The following is an 18,823-nucleotide window of genomic DNA, read 5'->3' on the forward strand; positions in this document are numbered from 1 at the left end:
CTGCGCGCGCTTTCTTTTTTGCCGACGCCAAGGCCTGAGGCATCACACTCCCATATTCACGATCACGGATTGGACTATCGTTCTGTGGGCAAGCGCAGCGGACGGCGCTCGTCTTCCTCGGAAAGCTCGGCCAGCGCCAGGCGACGACGCGCAGTGCGTTTGGTCAGATGCTCCAACAGCCCGTCCAGCTTCGTCACGGCCTTCATGCTCGCGCGATGATCATTGCGGGCTGCCGATAACTCGGCTTTGCGTCGTTGTTCGGTGACGCCGGCCGTCTTCTGGTTTTCCCGGAGCTGCTCGGTTTGCCTGGCGGCGATCTCGAACTGTCCCTGAAGCCTGTAAAGGCTGGCGGCCTTCACCGGTTGTCCAACAAGCGAACCGAACGCCGCATCCTCGGCGTCGGCTGTGCGCTGGAGGTGTTCCCTGACCGCGGCGGCTGCCTCCCGAACCGCCCCGGCGGCCCGCTGCGCAGCGGCGTATCTCCTGATGACCGCTTCGTTTGCGCGCTGTTCACCGTGGCGCCTGAGGTCGCGCAATCGTGCGATCATGTCACGATCCTTCATTGACGATCCCCCGCATGCGTTCGCGTGTCTGCTCGATTGTTTCGTGGGTGGCGGACGGCTGTCGCAGGAAGGCGTTGATGGTGTCGATCTTCGCCACCGCCTCGTCCGCCACCGCATCGCTGCCCTTTTCGTATTCGCCGACGCGCAGCAGCAATTCGACGTCGGCGTAGCGGGCGAGCAACTCCCGTAAGCGGCCGGCGTCCGACCGATGCTCAGCCGGCACCACCGTGTCCATGAGGCGACTGCGGCTGCGCAGCACGTCGATGGCCGGGAAATGATTGCGCTGCGCAAGCTCGTTCGACAGAAAGACGTGGCCGTCGAGAAGCGCCTGGATTTCTTCGGCAACCGGATCCAGCGTGCCATCGCCCTCCAGAAGAACGCTGTAGAGGCTTGTAATGGAGCCGACGCGGCCAGGCCCTGAGCGCTCGAGCAATCGGGGCAGAACTGCAAAAAGCGAAGACGGAAAACCGCGACGCGTCGGCGGCTCGCCTGAAGCGAGGCCAATCTCGCGCTGCGCACGGGCAAAGCGCGTGATGTTGTCCATTGCCAGCAACACATGCTTGCCCTGGTCGCGAAAATATTCGGCAATGCTGGTTGCCACATAAGCGGCCTTGACGCGCTCGATCGCCGGCCGGTCGGACGTCGCGACGACGATGACTGCGCGCGCCAGCCCTTCCGGCCCAAGCTGATACTCGATGAATTCGCGCACTTCACGTCCGCGTTCGCCGACAAGCGCAACCACGGCAACATCTGCGTCGGTGCCGCTGACGATATCCGAAAGCAGGATCGACTTGCCGACGCCAGGCTCGCCGAAGATACCGACGCGCTGCCCACGCGCGCAGGTGAGAACCCCATCGAGGGCGCGGATTCCGAGCTGGATAGGCTCGGAAATCAAACTGCGCTCCAGCGGCGATGGCGGATAGGCATTGACGGGATAGCTGCCGGCAACGCCATCCGGCGAAAGCGGCTTGCCATCCAATGGCTCGCCGAACGCGCTGATCACCCGACCAAGCAGGCCGGGGCCGACGGACACCGTTTGGGTCTTTCCGGTCGCAATAACCTCCGTAAGGCTTGAAAGACCGGTGAGATCGCCAAGCGGAACAAGGATCGCCATGTCGTCCATGAGCCCGACGACTTCCGCCTTGGTCGCCGTGCCGTTCCTGGGATCGACGAGTTCGCAGATCTCGCCGATCCGAACCTCCTCCACCGTCGCGTGAATGACCGTGCCGGTCACTCGCCGTACACGCCCTCTCCTGGGTCGGCTGGCATCGTCACGCAGGCCGGAACGCAGGTTCGGAACGATCGATGCGAGGCGGCTCTCGATCTTGGTGGCGGGACTTGTCATGCTGCCGCCTCGGCTTTTGATGAAATCGCAGCGGCAATGGCGTCGAGCTGTGCCTCGATGCTGGCGTCGATGACGGCAATGTCGGTCGAGAGGATGCAGGCGCCCGTCGCCAGCGTATCGTCCGCGTCGATCTCGACCGTCATGCCCAAGTCACTCTCGCGCAGGACCGCGTTCAGTTCGTCGCGAACCCTGTTGACGGAAGCGGGATGAACTCGGACCTTCAGATATTTGGCACGGCGAATTTCAGCGACGGCCTGCGCGGCCGCCTTGGCGACCAGCATGCTGACGTCGAATTCTCCCAGCACGCGCCTGACCACATCGAGCGCCAGGCTAGTGATTTCGGCTTCCAGCCCACCAAGATAGCGATCGACCTTGACCGCCGTCTCGCTCACCAAACGCGCGGCATCCGCGTCGCCTTGCGCCTTGCCGTCCTCATAGCCCTGCGCATATTCGGCCGCATAGGCTCGCCGAGCGGCGTCACGCAACTGCTGCGCATCACGCCTGGCCTCGTCGAGAAAAGCGTGCCCATCCTGCCAGGCGCGTGCCTCGGCAGCGCGCAGGATGCGGGCGACGGGGCGCCTCGGCACGGCAGTGGTCGCTTTGCCCGGTTCGACCATCTCGCCTAACCCATCGCCCGTCGAACAATCGCCGGACCAGCTTCGGCAAATGGTTCGGCTGTTGGCTGGTCAACAAGCGCATGCGGCATCAGCTTGAGGCGGACCCGCATGCTCGTTTCGCCCGGCATCGCCTGACACCAGGCGCCAAGGCAACGCAGGCCGTCGGCATGGACACGACTATGAATGTCTTCAAGGGGCTCCAACGGCTGCATAGGACCGGCCAGATCGCGGTTGGCGACTGCGAAAGCGCAGATTTCCGCACCGAGTGCTGCCTGCAACGCGGCGGCCTGGCGTCCATCGATGACGGCGGCCAGACTGCCGGCCCAGTAGATCGCGCCGGCGCGAAGCGCAAGGTCCTCCACCTCCTCTCCCGACGACAAAGCAATCGCCCGGTCTATCTCATCGGCTGGTTCGTTGGAGACGGCGCCGCTGAGGCCGTAACGATCGAGCAGAAGCTCCGACAATCGCTCCTGCAGGCGCTGCGACCGCAACATACGCTCGCAGGCAGCCTCGCCGATCGAGCCGTCAAAGCATTGCGCCAGCCGGGCCGCATCCGCATAGCCAGCGGGATTGGCCATGAATGCCTGCCATTCCGGGCTGGCAGTTTGCTTCGAGCCGGTCTGGATCATGTCTTCTTCACCGGCATGGCCGACGCGTCGAGCGCATAAACGCCGGGTCGTCGATACCACTGGACGTAAGCCAGGCGGGCAGCCAGCGCCAATAGTGCCGCCGTCATGCCGTAAAACAGCCACATCGCGGCGACGACGCTGTCGGGATGCAGCCAGAGGCCGAGGAACGTTGTGAAACCTGACTCGCCGGTTGCGTGCTCGGGAACTGCCGCGGTCACCGGAATGAGCGTGACGGATACATTGTCATAAGTCAGCCCGGCGATGCCTTTGGCCACCAGCATCTTGACCTGCGGGATCAGCTCATTCATCGGAACGGATGCGCGGTGCCGGATGAAGACGGAGGCGGACGATGGGACCAGCCGCTGTCTCAGCGGATCGTTTTCGGGCAGGACGAGATGAACGCGCGCAGAAAGCACGCCGTCGATGTCCGAAATCGTCTGCGACAGCTCCTGGCTCAGGCCATAAATCATCGTCGCACGCTCTTCGACCGGCGAGGATACAAGCCCGTCTCGCTTGAACACGTCGCCGAGCGTCTGGAATTCCTGTTTGGGCAACCCGCTTTCATCGAGAATCGCCATGGCTTCGGCGAAACGGTCCTTCTGTACGGAAACCGTCATTTTGCCGTCCTTGCCCGCCTCGCGCTGGGCCGGGATGCCGTGACGCATCAGCGTGGCCACGATCTCGTTGGCCTGCCGCTGGTTGAGGTTGGAATACAACTCAACCGAGCACGCCTGGAGCACAAGCATGCTCACCACGACGAGCGCGACGCGGCACCGGACGCCGCATCGATTCAATAGCGTTGACCGCCGCGGCAAGGATATCGTGTGCACGAACACTCCGTAGGCTTACTGTTGCTTGATCAGCGTGCTGGTGGACGACGTAACGGCCGTTACGCTGCTCGTGACCACTTCGAGATTGGCGGCTGCCCACATCACCGAAATGGATCGTTCGAGCAGTTGCTCGGCATTTTTTGCGGTAGCGTTTTCGTCTTCCTTGCCTGACGGGGCGGTCTTGCCGGCGCCATCCTGCATGGTGGCTGTTTCAGCATTCACAGAGGCATTTGCCTGGGGGGCATTTGCCTGGCCAAGCGCCTTCTGCACCTGCTGCATGGTCCCTTCCAGCGACTGAACCGCAGAACCGAACAATGCAGACGGATCCGTGAGCGCCCCGCCCCCAGCCTTCTCCACCTCGGCCAGATAGTCGAAGAGCTTGTGTTCGGCGACCGGCGCGGTCTTTTCCAGTTTGGAGGATTGTCCGGCCATTGCCGGATTGGCTCCCGAAGATGCCTGCGCCACCTGCTGGCCTGCCCGCGCGGCGACGTCACCGCGTTCAGGCATGGCAACCTTCGCGGCATCATGTTTTTCCTGATTGGCACCCACCATCCGGTTACCCGGCTGCGTTGCCGTGCCGGTGGTGATTTGCTGCTGCGAAGCTATGCTGGTGGTCAAGTTTGCCAGTGTAGCTTCCAGGGCTCCAATCGGCGCGATTTGCATGAACCTGCCCTCCTGCTTGCTTAGTTCGATTTGCCGGAGGGGACATTCTTCGCCTCCGCCTGCCTTCCGCGGAAAACGCGGACCGGAACGACTTTGCCAGGATCCGGCTTGGTGCTCGGCGCCGCAGGAACCCCCAGTGTTTTCCTGACAAGTTCAACATAGGATGGTGGCCCCGATACCGAGACAACATCGTCTTGCCTGGACACCTTGATCGGAAACTTCGGGTCGATGACCCCCAGCCGCGAAAGCCGATCTTCCGCACCGGCAGCCGTGTTGGCATCAAGCGCGATCATTTCCGTCCGGACCTCGGCTTCGGTCGCGACGTTCATGACGATGCCATCGAAATGCCAGACCAGCCCGTATCGATTGCAGATCTCTTGCAGGAAGTCGCGGGCGGTTCCAACCGGCATGCCGGCGCTTAAACGCCCCTTTATGAGTTTGCTGACACGCATGGGCGCCCGCATGTTGCGGCCTAGCTCGACCAGCGCATCGGCCACCGACTGATCGACGGTGATGTATCTGTACGGGCCGGCAGGCCACCGCGGTTCGGCGGCGTTGGCCCGCGACGAGGCAAGACCGAACGCCAGGATCGTCGCAAGACCGCAGGCGACGAAAGCAGCCCTGGCTCCCGAGCACCGATCCGCATGGCAGCTATCGCGTCCCGTCAACATCGGTCCTATCGAAAAGGGACGCACGAGCGATGGCCCGCGTCGCTGGTTTCATGGTTTACCCGCCGATTCACTCTATCGTGCACACCGCAGAATTGGAAGTCCAATTGGATTGCGCATTAGCATTTGGTGCCAAATGTTGCGAACCGCCAGCAAAGCGATATGGTGCGCGCTGGAATCAGGTGATCGCCGGCTGAACGCCTGGATGCAGAAGGATCGTTCTTGGTGGCGGCAATCTTGATCCTGCTTGCGAACTTGCCTGTTCCCGTCAAGGTTGCGGGACGCAAAGTACGGGTCACGCCGCGCCTGATCCAGAGCCCGTGCCTTATCCGGAGATTGTGTGCATCAGTTCTGGTTGCTGCCACGTCGATTGCCGCCATGGCGCCGGCGCAGGCCCAATCGAATAGCGGTTACGACCCACGAAGCTGGACTTACGATCCGGCAAGAAATGTGCTGGTCTCCCCTTCCGCTCCCGACCAGACTTCGGACGAAGAAATCCGGCCCGACTGGTCAGCAATTCCTAGGGAGATCGTGCATTTCAGCGAGGCTCAACCGAAGGGATCGATCGTCATCAACACCCCGGAGCGGCGGCTTTACTACATCTTGGGGGGCGGCAGGGCGCTGCGATACGCGGTAGGCGTTGGAAAGGAGGGATTGGAGTGGTCCGGCCGCGACACGATTTCAAGCAAAAAGAACTGGCCAGATTGGCGGCCGCCGGCCGAAATGCGATCCAGAGAAGCATCAAAAGGCCGCTTCCTGCCCGCGCATGTCGAGGGAGGACCGAACAACCCATTGGGGGCGCGCGCATTGTATATCGGCAACACGCTTTATCGCGTCCACGGCACCAACCAGCCATGGACCGTCGGACAGGCCAACTCCTCCGGTTGCATTCGCATGACCAACGAGGATGTTATCGATCTTTATAACCGAGTGAAGATCGGTGCCCAGATCATTGTACGGCATTGATGGTCGACGCCCCCTCCCCGAAAGCCCGCAAATGAGTGACCTGCCGTCGTGATACCTTTCAACATCAAGCAGCTCGAAACCTTTCTCCTGGTGGCGACGTTCGGAAGCTTTCGCAGGGCGGCTGAACGCCTGAACACCACGCAGCCGGCGGTGTCCACCCGAATTGCCGGGCTGGAGGAAGCGCTTGGCACCAAGCTGTTCGAGCGGCAGAGCAGCACAGTCAGGCTGACCGCCGAGGGACAGCGGCTCTTACCACCTGCCCAACGGGTTCTGCGCGTCGCGGAGCGGCTGCAACTGATGGCCAGCTCTCTTTCAGAGACTTCAGAGACGACGAGGGTGCTGAGGCTTGGGGTCGCCGAAACGATCGTGCACACCTGGCTGCCGGATTTCCTCACGGCACTGAAGGCAAACTTTCCGCTTGTCGATACCGATATCGTCGTCGATGCAACGACGACCCTTCGCAACGAACTCATGTCACACCGGCTCGATCTTGCGGTGCTGATGGGCCCTGTCCTGGAGTACAGCATCGAGAATATCGATATGCCGTCCTTTCCTCTTGTCTGGGTCTGCTCGCCGCAGTTGGAATTGCCCAACCGACGCGAGGTGACGCTGAACGACCTGATGCAGTTTCCTATCATCAGCTATGCGCGCACCACGCGACCCTATAGCGAACTCTACCGCAAGCTCACCGGCGAATTCGAAGACACGCCGCGCATCTTTCCGGCCAATTCGCTGGCCGCTTCCATCAAGATGACGCTCAACGGAATCGGAATAGCCTCGCTGCCTGAGGAAGTCGTCCAAGACTATATCGCAAGCGGTAAACTGCGCGTCGTAGAATGCGAATGGCACCCGTCCGACCTGCAGTTTACCGCCTCCTACTCTTCCGAACCCTCCAATCCGATAGCGGAGCGGGCGGCAAAGCTGGCCGGCTGCGTTGCGCATGCCTATGCTGCGAGAACCGACAAGCTCAGGCCCGCGGTTTCTCAACCCAAGGTGGCCGGCAGGTAGATGCGGTCGCCTGAGAAGATCAGATCCGGGCTCAGGATATGATCCATGTTGAGCACAACCGTCTCGGCCACATCCGCAGAATGGGTCCTGGCGATCAGGCGAATGCTGTCGCCGTTCTTGACCTCGACCCACTGGTAGCCGTCTTTCTCCAGCGTTGGATTGGTGCGGCCCGCAGCATTGCTGCTGCCGTCGGCATGCGCCTCGACATGGTCGCCGGAAACCCAGCCGCTATGCATGTCACCGTCCGGCCCGAAACCCTCGACCGGTATCCAGGCGTCTCCTGACTGGTCTGTCGAAGGCCCGGCGGTCTGCTCGACGAAGGTGCCGGGTTGCAGAACCGTCACCACGGTCGAATCCCCGTCAGGCTGCGCCCGCAAATTCAGGCCGTCATCGGCCAGCACGGCGAGCTGCGGGAAGTCCTGCGGCGGGGTTTGCGTCCCGGGATCAGGCTGCTCTGTGCTTTCGTCCGGAGGCGCGCCATCGACGCCGGAAGGGTCGTTGCCCGGCGCAGTCGGGTCGGTTGCCGGCGTCTTGCCGGTGTTGTTCCATGGCTGGTCGTCCAGCGCATCCCAGGCAAACAGCAGCATACCGACGCCGAAGGTCACGCCTAGCGCGATGCGATCGGCGATCCCCCAGCGCGCGTCGGACTTTGCGCGGGCGTCGATCTGCTCGTCCGTCCTTGGCACGGCCCGGCGATTGAGCAGATCCGTGCGCGCGGCCGACACCCAGAACTCAGCGCTGCCGACGGTGAACAAGGCGCCCGCCGTCGCGGCCAGCGGCGAGTGCAGGTTCTGTGCCGTGTAGAGAAGGGAACCAAAGACATAACCGGGACCGGCCAGATGCTCGGCCACGTTCCGCAACACCGGGCGTCCGGCGATCGACTGCAGCGCGGATTTCGTGCCGTAGACCACATTGCCCAGTGAGAAGGAGCCGTTCACCCCGACATTGTCGCCGCGCAGCAGCCCGGCGGCCGAGCCTGGAGACGAAAAGATGAACGACGCCCCGCTCGCGGCATTGAGGGCGCGTCCCAGCGGCTTGTGATTTGCCGTGGCGTTCGGAAAGACCGATTGCGCGCTGAAGACGATGCCGCGCACGCCGAACGCCACGCCCGCAGCCGTCGCGGCCCAATGCGGTGGCAAGATCTGCCATACCGTGTAGGAGGAGCCGGCCATCGGACCGAAGGTCGCGACCAACTGCGCGTTCTCCTTGAGGCGGGCGAGGGTCAGCGCCTGGTCAACGGCAGCAGTTTGATCCGGCGTCATGACCTTCTTGTGGGTTGCCCGATAGGTGGTCAACTGCAGCACGGATAGCGCGTTCGTTTGCTCCGTCGGCATCCAGGTAAACTGCCTGGGCGTGAACTTGCGCAACTGGCCGGGGCTCAACTCGCCAAGCTGCTTCGGCGTCAGCGCCGCTATCTGTTGCTTCGTCAGCGCCTCGATCTGGTGAATGGTCAGAGCGTCAAGCTGCTCCCGCGTCAGTGCTGCGATGTGGCGTGGCGACAGCTTTGCCATCGTCGCAGGATTGCGTGCCGCGACGAGAGCCGGGTCCAGCGCCGCAATCTGCGTCGCACCGAGATGGCTGAATTGGGCAGGTCTCATGGCGGCGACCTGTTCCGGCGTAAGGCCATTGCGCTGCTCATCACTGAGCTTGGCGATCTGGTCGGGCGTCAGCTTGCGCACCTGCTCGGTGGTCAGGGCGGCGAGTTGCTCCTGTGAGAAGGCCGCGACCTGATCCGGCCGCAAGCCGGTGATCCGGCCAGGGGCAACAGCCTGCAATCTGCTTGGCCTGATCGCCTGGAGCTGTTCGCCACCCAGAGCCCGCAACTGCGTCGGCCGAAGTGCGGCAAGTTGATCGAACGTCAGTTGCCCGATCTGCTCGGGGCTGAGTGCAGCCACCTGCTGAGGCGCCAGCTTGGCGATGTGCGCCGGCTTGATGGCGTGCAATTGCGTGCCGGTGAGTTCGGAAATCTGATCGGCTGCAAGCGCTCTGACCTCCGGCCCGGTCGGCGCCCGCACGGGTTCGGCAAATCCCGGCTCCGCTGCGGAACTCACCGGAAGCTCAAGGCTGACGATCCTTCCGCTGGCAGAGTCAAAGACCACCCTTCCCCGGTCAGGGGCCGGCGGCCATGTCGCGGCTGTCGGCGTTTCGGCGGCACTATTCGCCGCCTGCGGCATTTCGCCAGCCACGGTTGGGGTTTCGTTGCCGACCACCTCGGCCACCGGCGGCGGTGCTTCGGCCTGGGCTGGCGCATCCCAGAACTCGTCGGCCGGCCGCAAGATCACCTGCGGGCGTTTTTGTGTTGATCCGCCGGGCGCGACGGCATCGTCATTGCGCGTGAACTCACCGACGAAGTTCCCGTCCGGATCCATCATCCGCCAGCCATGGACCTCGTTCCATGGGATGCTACCGTCGATTGCAGTCTCGTCGACGCGAGCCATTCTGTCGCTGACGGGCCGGCCCATCGCCTCGAACTCAGTCGGGACGTGGAGGCGCGGTCTGCTCGGACTGAGCGTATAGAGATAGGTATAGCCTTGCTGCCGCGCGGCCCGTGACTCTTCCGCGACGAAGGTCTTGGCGCCCGAGATCGATTGGCTGGTGCCGACGAAACGGCCATGGGTATTGCCAAGCACATAGTTGCTCAGGACGATGCCTTGCGGATTGTCCACCCAGATTCCTGTCGGCGGCGGTGGCGAGAAGCCGCCCGCGTCCCTGATCTCGCTCGGCGCACGTGTATCGGCGCGGAAAACATAGGGGCCGACATTGCCGCGCAAGGGTCTTGCAGGGTCGCCGGCGCCGTCGACCGGCAGATTGCCTTCCTCGGGATGCCCGAGGCTCCCCGGCACATGGTCATCGGAAGCACCACGTATCCAGGGCAGCACGACCGGCTCCCCGGTTTCCGGATCGCGATGCAGAATATGCGACTTGTGAGCCAAGGCCGGGTCGTCGCTGCGGAGTTGCGGGCCATCCGCAGGCGGCACGTATACGTTCTCCGCGCTCTTGGGCGGCGTCCCGAGATACCTCACGGTGGCCGTTTCGCCATTCTCGTCGACGATCCGCAGCGTTTTTTGCGACGGTCCCGGACCGAGTGCCGGCGGGGTGCCATCCGGCGGCCCCGAGCCAAGTGCCGGCGGGGTCGGCGGCGAATTGTGCAGCACATCCTGCTCGAGCAGCCGGTTGAGGTAATGGGCCTGCGTGGGCGTCAGTTCGCTGCGGGCCTGCTGGTCCAGCTGTTGCCGCAACGCCTTCCAGGCGGGCCTGCTCATGCCGTCTGGTCGTCCGCCGGCGGAGGCGAGTTGGTCCGGATATGGCGCCACGCCCAGTTCCGGGAACACATCCAACACGCGCTGACCAGCAAACCTTAAATCGCCGTGCGGCGATGCCGCAACTTCGGCGAGATAGGCGTCGAGATGCTGCAGAACGTCCGGCGTCAGTTGCCCTCCCGAAGTGTCCAGCGCGGAGAAAACCTTTTGCGCGCCTTCGGAGGATCCGGGGTGGGCGCGGGCGGTACGGGCATGCGGGACAAGGTCCTTCCTCACCGAGCCGAGTTCCACCGTCGTTACCGGCCATTGGCTATAGTTCACGGCGAGACCGGCGCCGTGGTCCTTGCGGTCCAGGCGGTTGAGCGGCCCGGCGCCCGTCTCGCGCGGAACGCCCTCGAAGGCGGGGGTGCCGCGCCAGGGTTGCTTGCCGCCTCCGACGGGCGCAATGACGTTGTAGTTGCGGTAGAGGAGACGATCCTCGAAACCAGGCACCTTGCCTTCGGAGCTATAGTGGCTGGCGCCACCTCTCGTCGCCTCCTCCCAGAAAGAGGCTGCCCGTTGGCTGAGCGGGCCAGGCTCCCTGTGCGTATATCCCGGCCGGCCGCCTTCGCCGCCGAGATAGCGCAGCGTGCGATTGACGTAGGCCCCACTCAGAGAGAAGCCAGCCAGGGATATCGAAGCGCCAAAGGCGCTTTCGCTCTGGAACGTGTTCTTCGACAGCATCGGCGCCGAGGCGACCCACCGGGCGGAGGGAGCCGCCGCCTCGTCATAAGCGAAATTCGGCCGGTATCCATTGACGAAAAGTTTCTGGCCCTTCGCGTCGTTGGGATGGACCGGGAGCAGAAAGCCCGTGCCGTTCGGGCCGTTGTTCTTCAGGCTGAGTTCGCCATAGACCTGCCGGCTGGGCAGCGGCACTTTGATGCCGACGCCGAGCATCGATCCGCCGAGAGTGACGGTGCGGCCGTCGGGGCCGAGGATCCACCCGGCAGCCAGCAAGGCGCCGTTGGTCACCATGTCGTTCAGCACGGGGCCGCCCAGGACATTGGCTTCGTGCTCCTGCAGGAACCAGGAAACGGTGGCGCGGTCGGACCGCCAGACCCCTTGTGCATCGGTGAAGAATGTCGGGGCGCGCCAAGAACTCGCCTTGTCGGCACCCAGCAACCGCTCCAGCAGGACGGGCACCTCGCTGTTGATCTCGGTCCCGGCCCTGGGCTTGCTTGCAGGCAACGCGTTCTCCAGCGCGTGCGCGAGCGACTGGACCGCGGGGTCCGCGGATTTCTGCTGGTTGGCGGCGTAACCGCGCATCTGTCGCCAAAGATACGGCGTCCAGGTGTCGTGGCCGGACAGAACCTTCTCATTGTAGCGGCCTTCCGGCGAAAGCTTGCCGGCGGGTTTGAACGAAGTCTCCGGCTGAAGCTTCGGACCGTAGACCCACGTGCTGCCACTGTCGGCCTGCAGGACCTGCATGAGCGCATCCTGCTGCGCGGCGGTCACCGCCTTGCCGGGCTTGGTGGCGCGCCCCTTGAAAAACGGCGAGGCGGCATTACCCGCGGCGGCAAGGTTCGGATCGGTGGAGCGTGACGCAGCCTTGAGGTAATCGCCGACGATGCCGCGGCCGGCGTCGGTCCAGCCGGCTTCTCCTGGCAGCGCCCCGGCGGTAAGGAACTGCTCGCCGCGGGGCAGCCTGGCGTCGGACGACAGGCCGAGTTGGTCGATCACTTCTCCCGGCGAGAGATGCGGCAGCTTGCCCTGAGCGCTGAACACCTGGAGGGTCGTCAGGCCGTTCATCGAAAGCTGGCCGGCCGGCTTGCAGCCGGTGAACGGGCTGTTGCGGTCGGCGTTGAGCATTTCGCCAAGCGCATGATGCTGGGCCTGCGTCATCTCCGTGCCGGACTGAGGCAGGCCCCTGCCGCCGAGCTGCACTCTGGTCATGGTCACCGCATCGCGGACGACAGGATCGCTGGAACGTTCGAGGGAGTGGAGATAGTCGCCGACCAGTTCCAGCTGCTCGGGCGTCCACATCGGCGCGGGCGTCGCCGCATCGTCGGGAAGCGCCGGCAAGATCGTGGCCAGGGTTTCGCCGAGCGCCGAGCGATGGCTGACTTCCCGATTGTCGGCAGGATCGAACGTATGGACTTCCCGTGCCGGGGTGTTGACCCTGATCTGGCCGTTCGGCGTGGTTATCGACCCGCGCTTGGCGCGTTCGACGGTCTTGCCCGAACCCAGGTAGCCGGCATCCGTCGCATGCTCGCCCGGCAGGGCGATGTCGCGGGTCATGCTCGCCTGCGGGCCGGCCACAACGACCTTGGCAGGCAGGTATTCGCCGCCGGCCTCGACATAGATGTCCTGTCCGGCGGTGACGCCGTCCTGCGGAACCGGCCGGTGATAGATGCTGTCGACCAGCTCTCCGAGCTTCGGATAGTCATAGCGGGGTTCGGTATTCGCGTAACGCGTGCCGATCCGCCGCAGGCCGGCTTTGACTGCATTGAACGTCTGGCCGAAGCTGTACGGGTTTGACGAGAAACGATTGATGATCGGCGTGCCGTCGGGCCGAAACCGGCTGGGGTGCCCGGTGTCCGTCACGGCCGGTGGCTCCGTGCGGGCGTTCGGATCGGTTGTCCAGCGGCCGTCGGCGCCGAGATAAAGCACCGGCAAGGAAGGGTCGAGCTCGACAGGAGCCGGCACCGGCTCCGGCGCGGCGGTGATCGCCTTGGGTTCGGGTATGGCGACAACCCTCTGCCCTTCCGGCAGGTTGAAATCGACAAGCATCTCGCCGGTATGGCGGTTGCCGAGAGTGTAGCGCATCAACGGGCGCGTGCCTTCCGCCCCGCGTGTTTCCGTTTCGGACTGGAGCAGGACCTCGTCCGGGGTGGCCAGCACGGCCGGATCGTAAGGGCGTGCGCCGTCGAGGTAGCCCGTCTGCTGCGGATCCTTGCCGCTGGTGTAGACGTATTCCGCGGGATTGGGGCCTGGCATGCCGGTGAACGTCTTGGTCGCCGGGTCCCAGACGAGCCGCAAGCCGCTCTCGGCCGGGCGCGTCGTTCCATCGCCGCGGACTGGCGGAACCACAATCGGATCGCCGTCGGCGGGGACGCGCACATTCTGCTCACGCGCTCCCTCGGCGTCTCGGTCGCTGGCATTCTCGGGATCGCCGCGCTCGCCCGGGGCGCTCGGCCCTTCATCGTGGACGTTGACAACCGTCCCCTCGACGACGGGGTGGCTGGGATCGTGGAAGACCAGCTTGTCGGTCGGGCGATAGACGCCGTCGGTGCCTTGCTCATGCACGACCATCGGCCGCGACGATTGTCCGTCGCCTGATGGATCACCCTTGCCGCCCGCGGGTGGCGGTGGGTTCGGACCGTCGGACTCGCCGGCCGGCAGCGCCCTCGGACCGGTTGGACGGTTAGCCCCTCCCGTGTTGTCAAAACCGTTCCGGGCGCCGAAACCGGCTCCCTGCTGGCCGGATGTTTCGCCGGCCGCGTCGCCATCGATGATGATCTCATCTGGATCCGGCATGACCTGCTCGCCGGTGGGCCTGTAGACATCGTCGGGGCCGGCTTCGTAGACGGCCCGCGGTTGCGGCCCCGTCTCCGACGTATGAGTTTCATTCCGGGCGCCGCCGGTTCCAGGCATGTTGGACAACAGAGAGCGGCCGCCCAAGCCTGTGCCGACAGTGCCGACGCCTATGCCCACGACTGCGTTCGCGAGCTCGAGCAGGGACATCTCGCCGCCATGCGCCGCCAGATCTTCCACCGATTTGCCGAGCAACGGAACACCGGTAACCACGGCGCCGGCATCGAGGCTCCACGCAGCGGTGGTCAGCTTGTTGCCGCTTTGCATAAACTCCGAGACCTTACCAGCATAAGAGGCCTCCTCTACGTTCACCTGGAATCTGCCGAAGCCCCAGCTGGCATCCTTCATGCGGGTCATCCCGAAGCCGCCCGCGAAAGCCTGGGATCTGGACAGGCTTGTCTTGGCCAAGCCGAATGTGCGCAGAGCACCCGCGCCCACTGGCAGGAACGCAGTTACGCCGGTGGCGACATTCCAGGCCGACTGGCTGTCGAAGTCGCCGCCCTGCAGGAGGTGATCACCCTCTTTGATCAGAGCTTTGCCGCCAAGGATTGATCCGGAGCCGATCGCGATGGGAATCGCCCATTGGCCGCCCGGCACGAACGAGACGATGGTGGAGACACCGGCGACGATGCCAAGGCCAATGTCGGTAGCCTTGTCCCAGAAACCCACCTTGCGCGCGTCGGCCACTTCCAGTTCGTCGAGCGAAAAACCATCCTCGCCGAGCGACATGTCGCCGCCCTTGGCCATGACCAGATTGCCCTTCTCGCTGAAGATGCGGTTCTCGTGCTGGAATTCGTCAAAGCTGCTGTAATATTTGCCCGAGCTGTCGACATAGCCGATTTCGTCGCCGCCGCTCTTGATCGCGAACAAAGCCGTCGTCGATTCCTTCCCGCCGTCGAGGGAGAAAACCGGCACGATCTTGACCTCGGCGTCGTCGCCGGCGCGGTCGGTGATTTCTTCGGTGACCTTTTGGACGTCTTCACTCGGCGCGTCGAGCCCGAGGGTCTGACCAACGGCAGTGCTGAGTTGGTCCGGCGTATATGTCTCGTATTCGCCGGTGAAGCCGGCCTCGTAGAGGTTCTCGAACTGGACCTGATATCCAGCCAGCGCCTGGTCCTTGTGTTCTTCAAAATACTCGTACTTGAGTTTCGCCTCATGCTCGGCGGAACCGTATTCGAGAAGCTTGGGGTGGCTTGCGGAAAAAGCGTACCAGTCGCGCCCAGCCACCATCGCCGGCCGCACGTTTTCTTCCCAGTCCTCCAATTGGTTCTTTTCGGTCTCCGCCTGGCCTCGATCGATTTCCGCGGCCGCAACTTCGGGGTGCACCCACAGCTTCTGGCCGTCCATCTCGATCTGGACCCACTTGCCGCTGTCGCCGATTGCGCCCGGCCCCTGCTCCTCGTAGGCCGCGGCAACTTCCGGCGCGACCCACAGGTCGCGGCCGTTCACCGGGATCTTCACCGCCGTCTCGCCCGGCTTGAGCGTGCCAGCGGGCGCCTCTACGGTTCCCGGCCCGTAGTCGGTGATCGCCTGGTCGCGTGCCGTTGTCGCGTCGACGAGCCCCGTCTTCGCATCTCTCAGCCCGGCATCAAGCTGGTCGACCTGCACGCCGACAATCTTCGACTTGGCCGCGTCCAGCGCCGATTGCGATCCCGTGCCGCTGGCTGTGCATACCGGCGCCGACGATATGTCCTGCGTCGAGGCCAGCATCTCCTGCCACTGCTTGTTGAGCGGATCGTTGCGGAAATCTTCCCTGATACCCTCGTCGTTGAGGTCATATGTCAGGGCAGATTTATGTACGTTGGTGTCATCACCGTTCTCGTCGGTGAAAGTGGCGTTCTCATAGACGGTAACGACATAGAGCTGACCGTTCTCCTCGACTATGTCCTGCGATTTTATCTTGCCAGTAAAGTCACCATGTCCATTGGTATAGCCTTCCCAATCGAAATGGTGCGGGTTTCTTTCCTGCGCCTGCGCAAGCAGTTGCTGCTTGAGAGGCTCCATGGTTACGGCAAGATCCGCCGCCTCTGCCTGTGCAACCCCATACTCCTGATATGCCTCGGCCAGGGTCACCTGATTGGCCGCGGCCCCCTGAAGCGTTTGCAGACCTTCAAGCCGCTCTTCGATGGCCGTGTATTCTGGGCTTCCAGGCTTGGCATCGGTAAGCTTCAGCTCCAGCTCGGTCGAGCTGATCATTTGATCGATCGTGGCCTTGTTGCCGTTGGCGGTGCGTAGCGAAACGTTTGTAAAGAGCTCGGCGACCTCCGCGTGCGCGGCCTTTCCTTGTTGGCTGGTTTCCTCGGCACTGGGGCCATCCGGGCTGCTGACAGCCGTCTGGTTGGGATCGCTGAGCGTCGGCAGGTCTACCTGTTTGTCGATCGCTTCGAGAAGTGACGTCTGGCCCTGCTCGTATTCGGCCCGGGCGGTGCTGGCGCTTTCAAGCGCGTTGTTGGCGAGGCTCAACCGACTTTGCGCATCTGCCAGCGTGCCCTTCGGCTCGGGCGGCTTCCAATCCAGTCCATAAGGCGCCAACGCCTCGTCGAGCGTCGACTCGGCACCCTCCATGGCGTTCTTGAATTCAGGGTCAAGTGCATAGACGTCGAGCTGTGCTGCGCTCTGCGCAGCCTTTGCTTCTGCCTCACCGAAGTTCGCAATCGCCACGTTCTCGGCTGCGATCGCCTTGGCCACCTCCGGGTCGAACCATTTCCAGCTCCCGTCGACCAGCAACGGCACCCACTTCCCGCCTGAAGGAGCCGTGGCTGATGGTGGGTTCCCGTAGGGACCAACCGACGTGGGACCACCGTCGAGAGTCGCGCCGGTTGCGTCTTGTCCCCGACCATATAATTCCATTGCAGCGACCACAGCCTGCTGCTTTTCAAGCGCCTCCGTGGTCAGCTCTGGCGTCGCTCCGCCGAATATGCCGTCCAGCGTCGTCTTGAGTATCTGGTCTTCCTTGGCCTGTTCCGGGTCATTGCTGTTCGGGTTGATGTCCAGCAACAACTCGGCCAACGCTTCCTGCGCGGTGCCGGCCGCGATATCTGTAACGGCGCCGGTGGTATCGTTGGTCAGCGTAATCTTGCCGTCTGGCGACGTGGTCAGCGTGTAGCCGTTAAACGTCACATTGACGGTGGTCCTGGTGGCACCCTCGATCACCACGGTCTCTCCCGGATGAATAAGGTCGGGATCGCGCGGAGAGGTGAACAGTTCCGGATTGCTCTCGGCGAGATCGTCCAGCGTCACACCATGCGCCTCGGCGATGTCGCTCAGATTGTCACCGGGTTGGACCTCGTAATCGATCGGCTCGCCGTCGTTCAGCGTCTCTACGATTGTTTCGGTGCGTCGGCCGTCCTTGTCGAAGACGATCGTCGTTTCGGTGTTGTTCCTGGGGTCGACGATGGTGGCGGTCTGCTCGCCGGTCTCGGTGTTGCGCTCGATCTGGGTGGTCACGCCGTTGCCGTCGACCATGTCGGTCGTCTCGGTGCTTCCCTCAGTGGTCGTCACCGAGCGCGAACCATGATGGTAGTCATTGTTGTAGGTGACGGTCCTGCCGGTATTCGGATCCGTGACGACGATCTGGAGGGTCTCGCCAGGGTCACCGCCCTGCGTCACCTCGAGGCCGGCGGCGTTCAGCTCGGCGATCACCTGCTCCGGCGTAAGTTTGCTCTCCTCGGCGATCTCGTCAATGCTTTTGCCCGCGGCAAGCTGTTCCTGGATCAACGGCACGCCCGAGCCGTCCGCCGTTTGCGATTGCGCCAGTGTGGTCACCTCGCCGCCCGGAGCCGTAACCGTGGTTACCGGCAATGCGGGGCCGCCGGCGGGCGTCACCGTCTGCACGGTCGACCCATTCGGCAGGTTCCTTGTGGTGGTGACGGCACCGTCACCACTCGTTTCGGTGGTTGTGGTTTCACGGGTCTGGGGATTGGTCGTGCGTTCGGTGACCGCGCCGTCGCCGAGATCGTCCACCAGTGTGGTCGTGATCGCGCCGGTCTGCGCGTCGACACTGGTGGTTTCCTTGCGGCCGAGATCGTCCCGGATCGGCGAGGAAGTCGCCTGCATGCCGGGGCCGGTCACTTCGGTGTAGTAGCCGCCGTGGTGATAATCCTGGTTTTCGGTGATCGTGCGGTCTCCGGCGGTAATCACCACCGTGCGGGTGTCGCCGTTGGCGTGCTCGGTCGCTACCGCCGTCATGCCGCCGGCATTCAGAGCCGCCACCACATCCTCGGGAGCCAGTCCCTGCTCGGCGGCGATGTTGTCGATGCTTTTGCCGCCCTCGATCTCCTTGAGAATGTCCTTCGCCTTGGTGACTTCCGGCGAAACACCACCGTCGTCGGGCTCACCACTGGTCAGCAGGAGGTTTGGCGTACCGCCGAAATTCTGCGTCGTGAAAAGCGCAGGCGCGGCGGTGGCGCCGCCGTTGCCGTTTGCTGCGGTGACTGCGGCAGGCGGCACCGGTCCTGGTTGCGCCGCCGGGGCAGTCGGCTGTGCCGTCGTCAGTTCCGCATTGACCTGCGTCAGCCGCTGGCGGGCGCCCGCGGCCGCGTCGGCCTCACCCATCTTGTTGGCGAGCCGGATTTCATTTTGCAATTTCGTGGCTTCCGCCTGCAGCCGCGTAGTCTGCTCGGCATTGGCCTTTGGATCGACCCTGGGCGGCGGCGGCTTGACGGTATTAATCGGGCGGATCATCAAACAACCTCCGGAGCC

At 63.7% G+C, this 18,823-nt stretch carries 10 protein-coding genes; 2 read left to right on the top strand and 8 right to left on the bottom strand.

Annotated elements, in window-relative coordinates; translation table 11 throughout:
- Positions 1–74: 74 nt before the first annotated feature.
- The 7 genes from AC0L3I_RS06140 to AC0L3I_RS06170 are packed head-to-tail and all read right to left on the bottom strand — an operon-like array spanning position 75 to position 5,318.
- Positions 75–536: a hypothetical protein gene (locus AC0L3I_RS06140; protein ID WP_473526298.1), complete on the bottom strand. Its 462-nt coding sequence runs from the start codon at positions 534–536 to the stop codon at positions 75–77.
- Positions 537–549: 13 nt separating this feature from the next.
- Positions 550–1,908 (bottom strand): FliI/YscN family ATPase, encoded by a 1,359-nt coding sequence (locus AC0L3I_RS06145; RefSeq protein ID WP_473526299.1) that lies wholly within the window; start codon positions 1,906–1,908, stop codon positions 550–552.
- Positions 1,905–2,525 (bottom strand): type III secretion system stator protein SctL, encoded by a 621-nt coding sequence (gene sctL / locus AC0L3I_RS06150; protein ID WP_473526300.1) that lies wholly within the window; start codon positions 2,523–2,525, stop codon positions 1,905–1,907. Before sctL ends, AC0L3I_RS06145 begins: the two co-directional genes overlap by 4 nt.
- A 5-nt stretch (positions 2,526–2,530) precedes the next feature.
- A complete protein-coding gene (locus AC0L3I_RS06155) occupies positions 2,531–3,154 on the bottom strand; it encodes a SctK family type III secretion system sorting platform protein (RefSeq protein WP_473526301.1) in 624 nt (207 codons plus the stop codon).
- Positions 3,151–3,990 (bottom strand): type III secretion system inner membrane ring lipoprotein SctJ, encoded by an 840-nt coding sequence (gene sctJ, locus AC0L3I_RS06160; protein WP_473526302.1) that lies wholly within the window; start codon positions 3,988–3,990, stop codon positions 3,151–3,153. Before sctJ ends, AC0L3I_RS06155 begins: the two co-directional genes overlap by 4 nt.
- Positions 3,991–3,999: 9 nt before the next feature.
- Positions 4,000–4,647: a hypothetical protein gene (locus AC0L3I_RS06165; RefSeq protein ID WP_473526303.1), complete on the bottom strand. Its 648-nt coding sequence runs from the start codon at positions 4,645–4,647 to the stop codon at positions 4,000–4,002.
- A gap of 20 nt (positions 4,648–4,667) precedes the next feature.
- Positions 4,668–5,318 carry a type III secretion protein gene (locus AC0L3I_RS06170; RefSeq protein ID WP_473526304.1) on the bottom strand — a complete coding sequence of 217 codons (651 nt, stop codon included), beginning with the start codon at positions 5,316–5,318 and terminating at the stop codon, positions 4,668–4,670.
- 222 nt (positions 5,319–5,540) lie between these two features.
- Between AC0L3I_RS06170 and AC0L3I_RS06175 the strand changes: the two genes are divergently transcribed.
- A complete protein-coding gene (locus AC0L3I_RS06175) occupies positions 5,541–6,281 on the top strand; it encodes a L,D-transpeptidase (protein ID WP_473485142.1) in 741 nt (246 codons plus the stop codon).
- Between the two features lie 48 nt (positions 6,282–6,329).
- Entirely contained in the window at positions 6,330–7,289 is a 960-nt protein-coding gene (locus AC0L3I_RS06180; protein WP_473526305.1) for a LysR family transcriptional regulator, read from the top strand.
- Here the strand turns inward: AC0L3I_RS06180 and AC0L3I_RS06185 are convergent.
- On the bottom strand, positions 7,265–18,805 hold the full coding sequence (locus tag AC0L3I_RS06185; protein ID WP_473526306.1) for a LysM peptidoglycan-binding domain-containing protein: 11,541 nt from the start codon (positions 18,803–18,805) through the stop codon (positions 7,265–7,267). The two genes, AC0L3I_RS06180 and AC0L3I_RS06185, sit on opposite strands and share 25 nt — an antisense overlap.
- Between the last annotated feature and the right edge of the window lie 18 nt (positions 18,806–18,823).

This window comes from Mesorhizobium sp. WSM4840 (genome assembly GCF_055811755.1).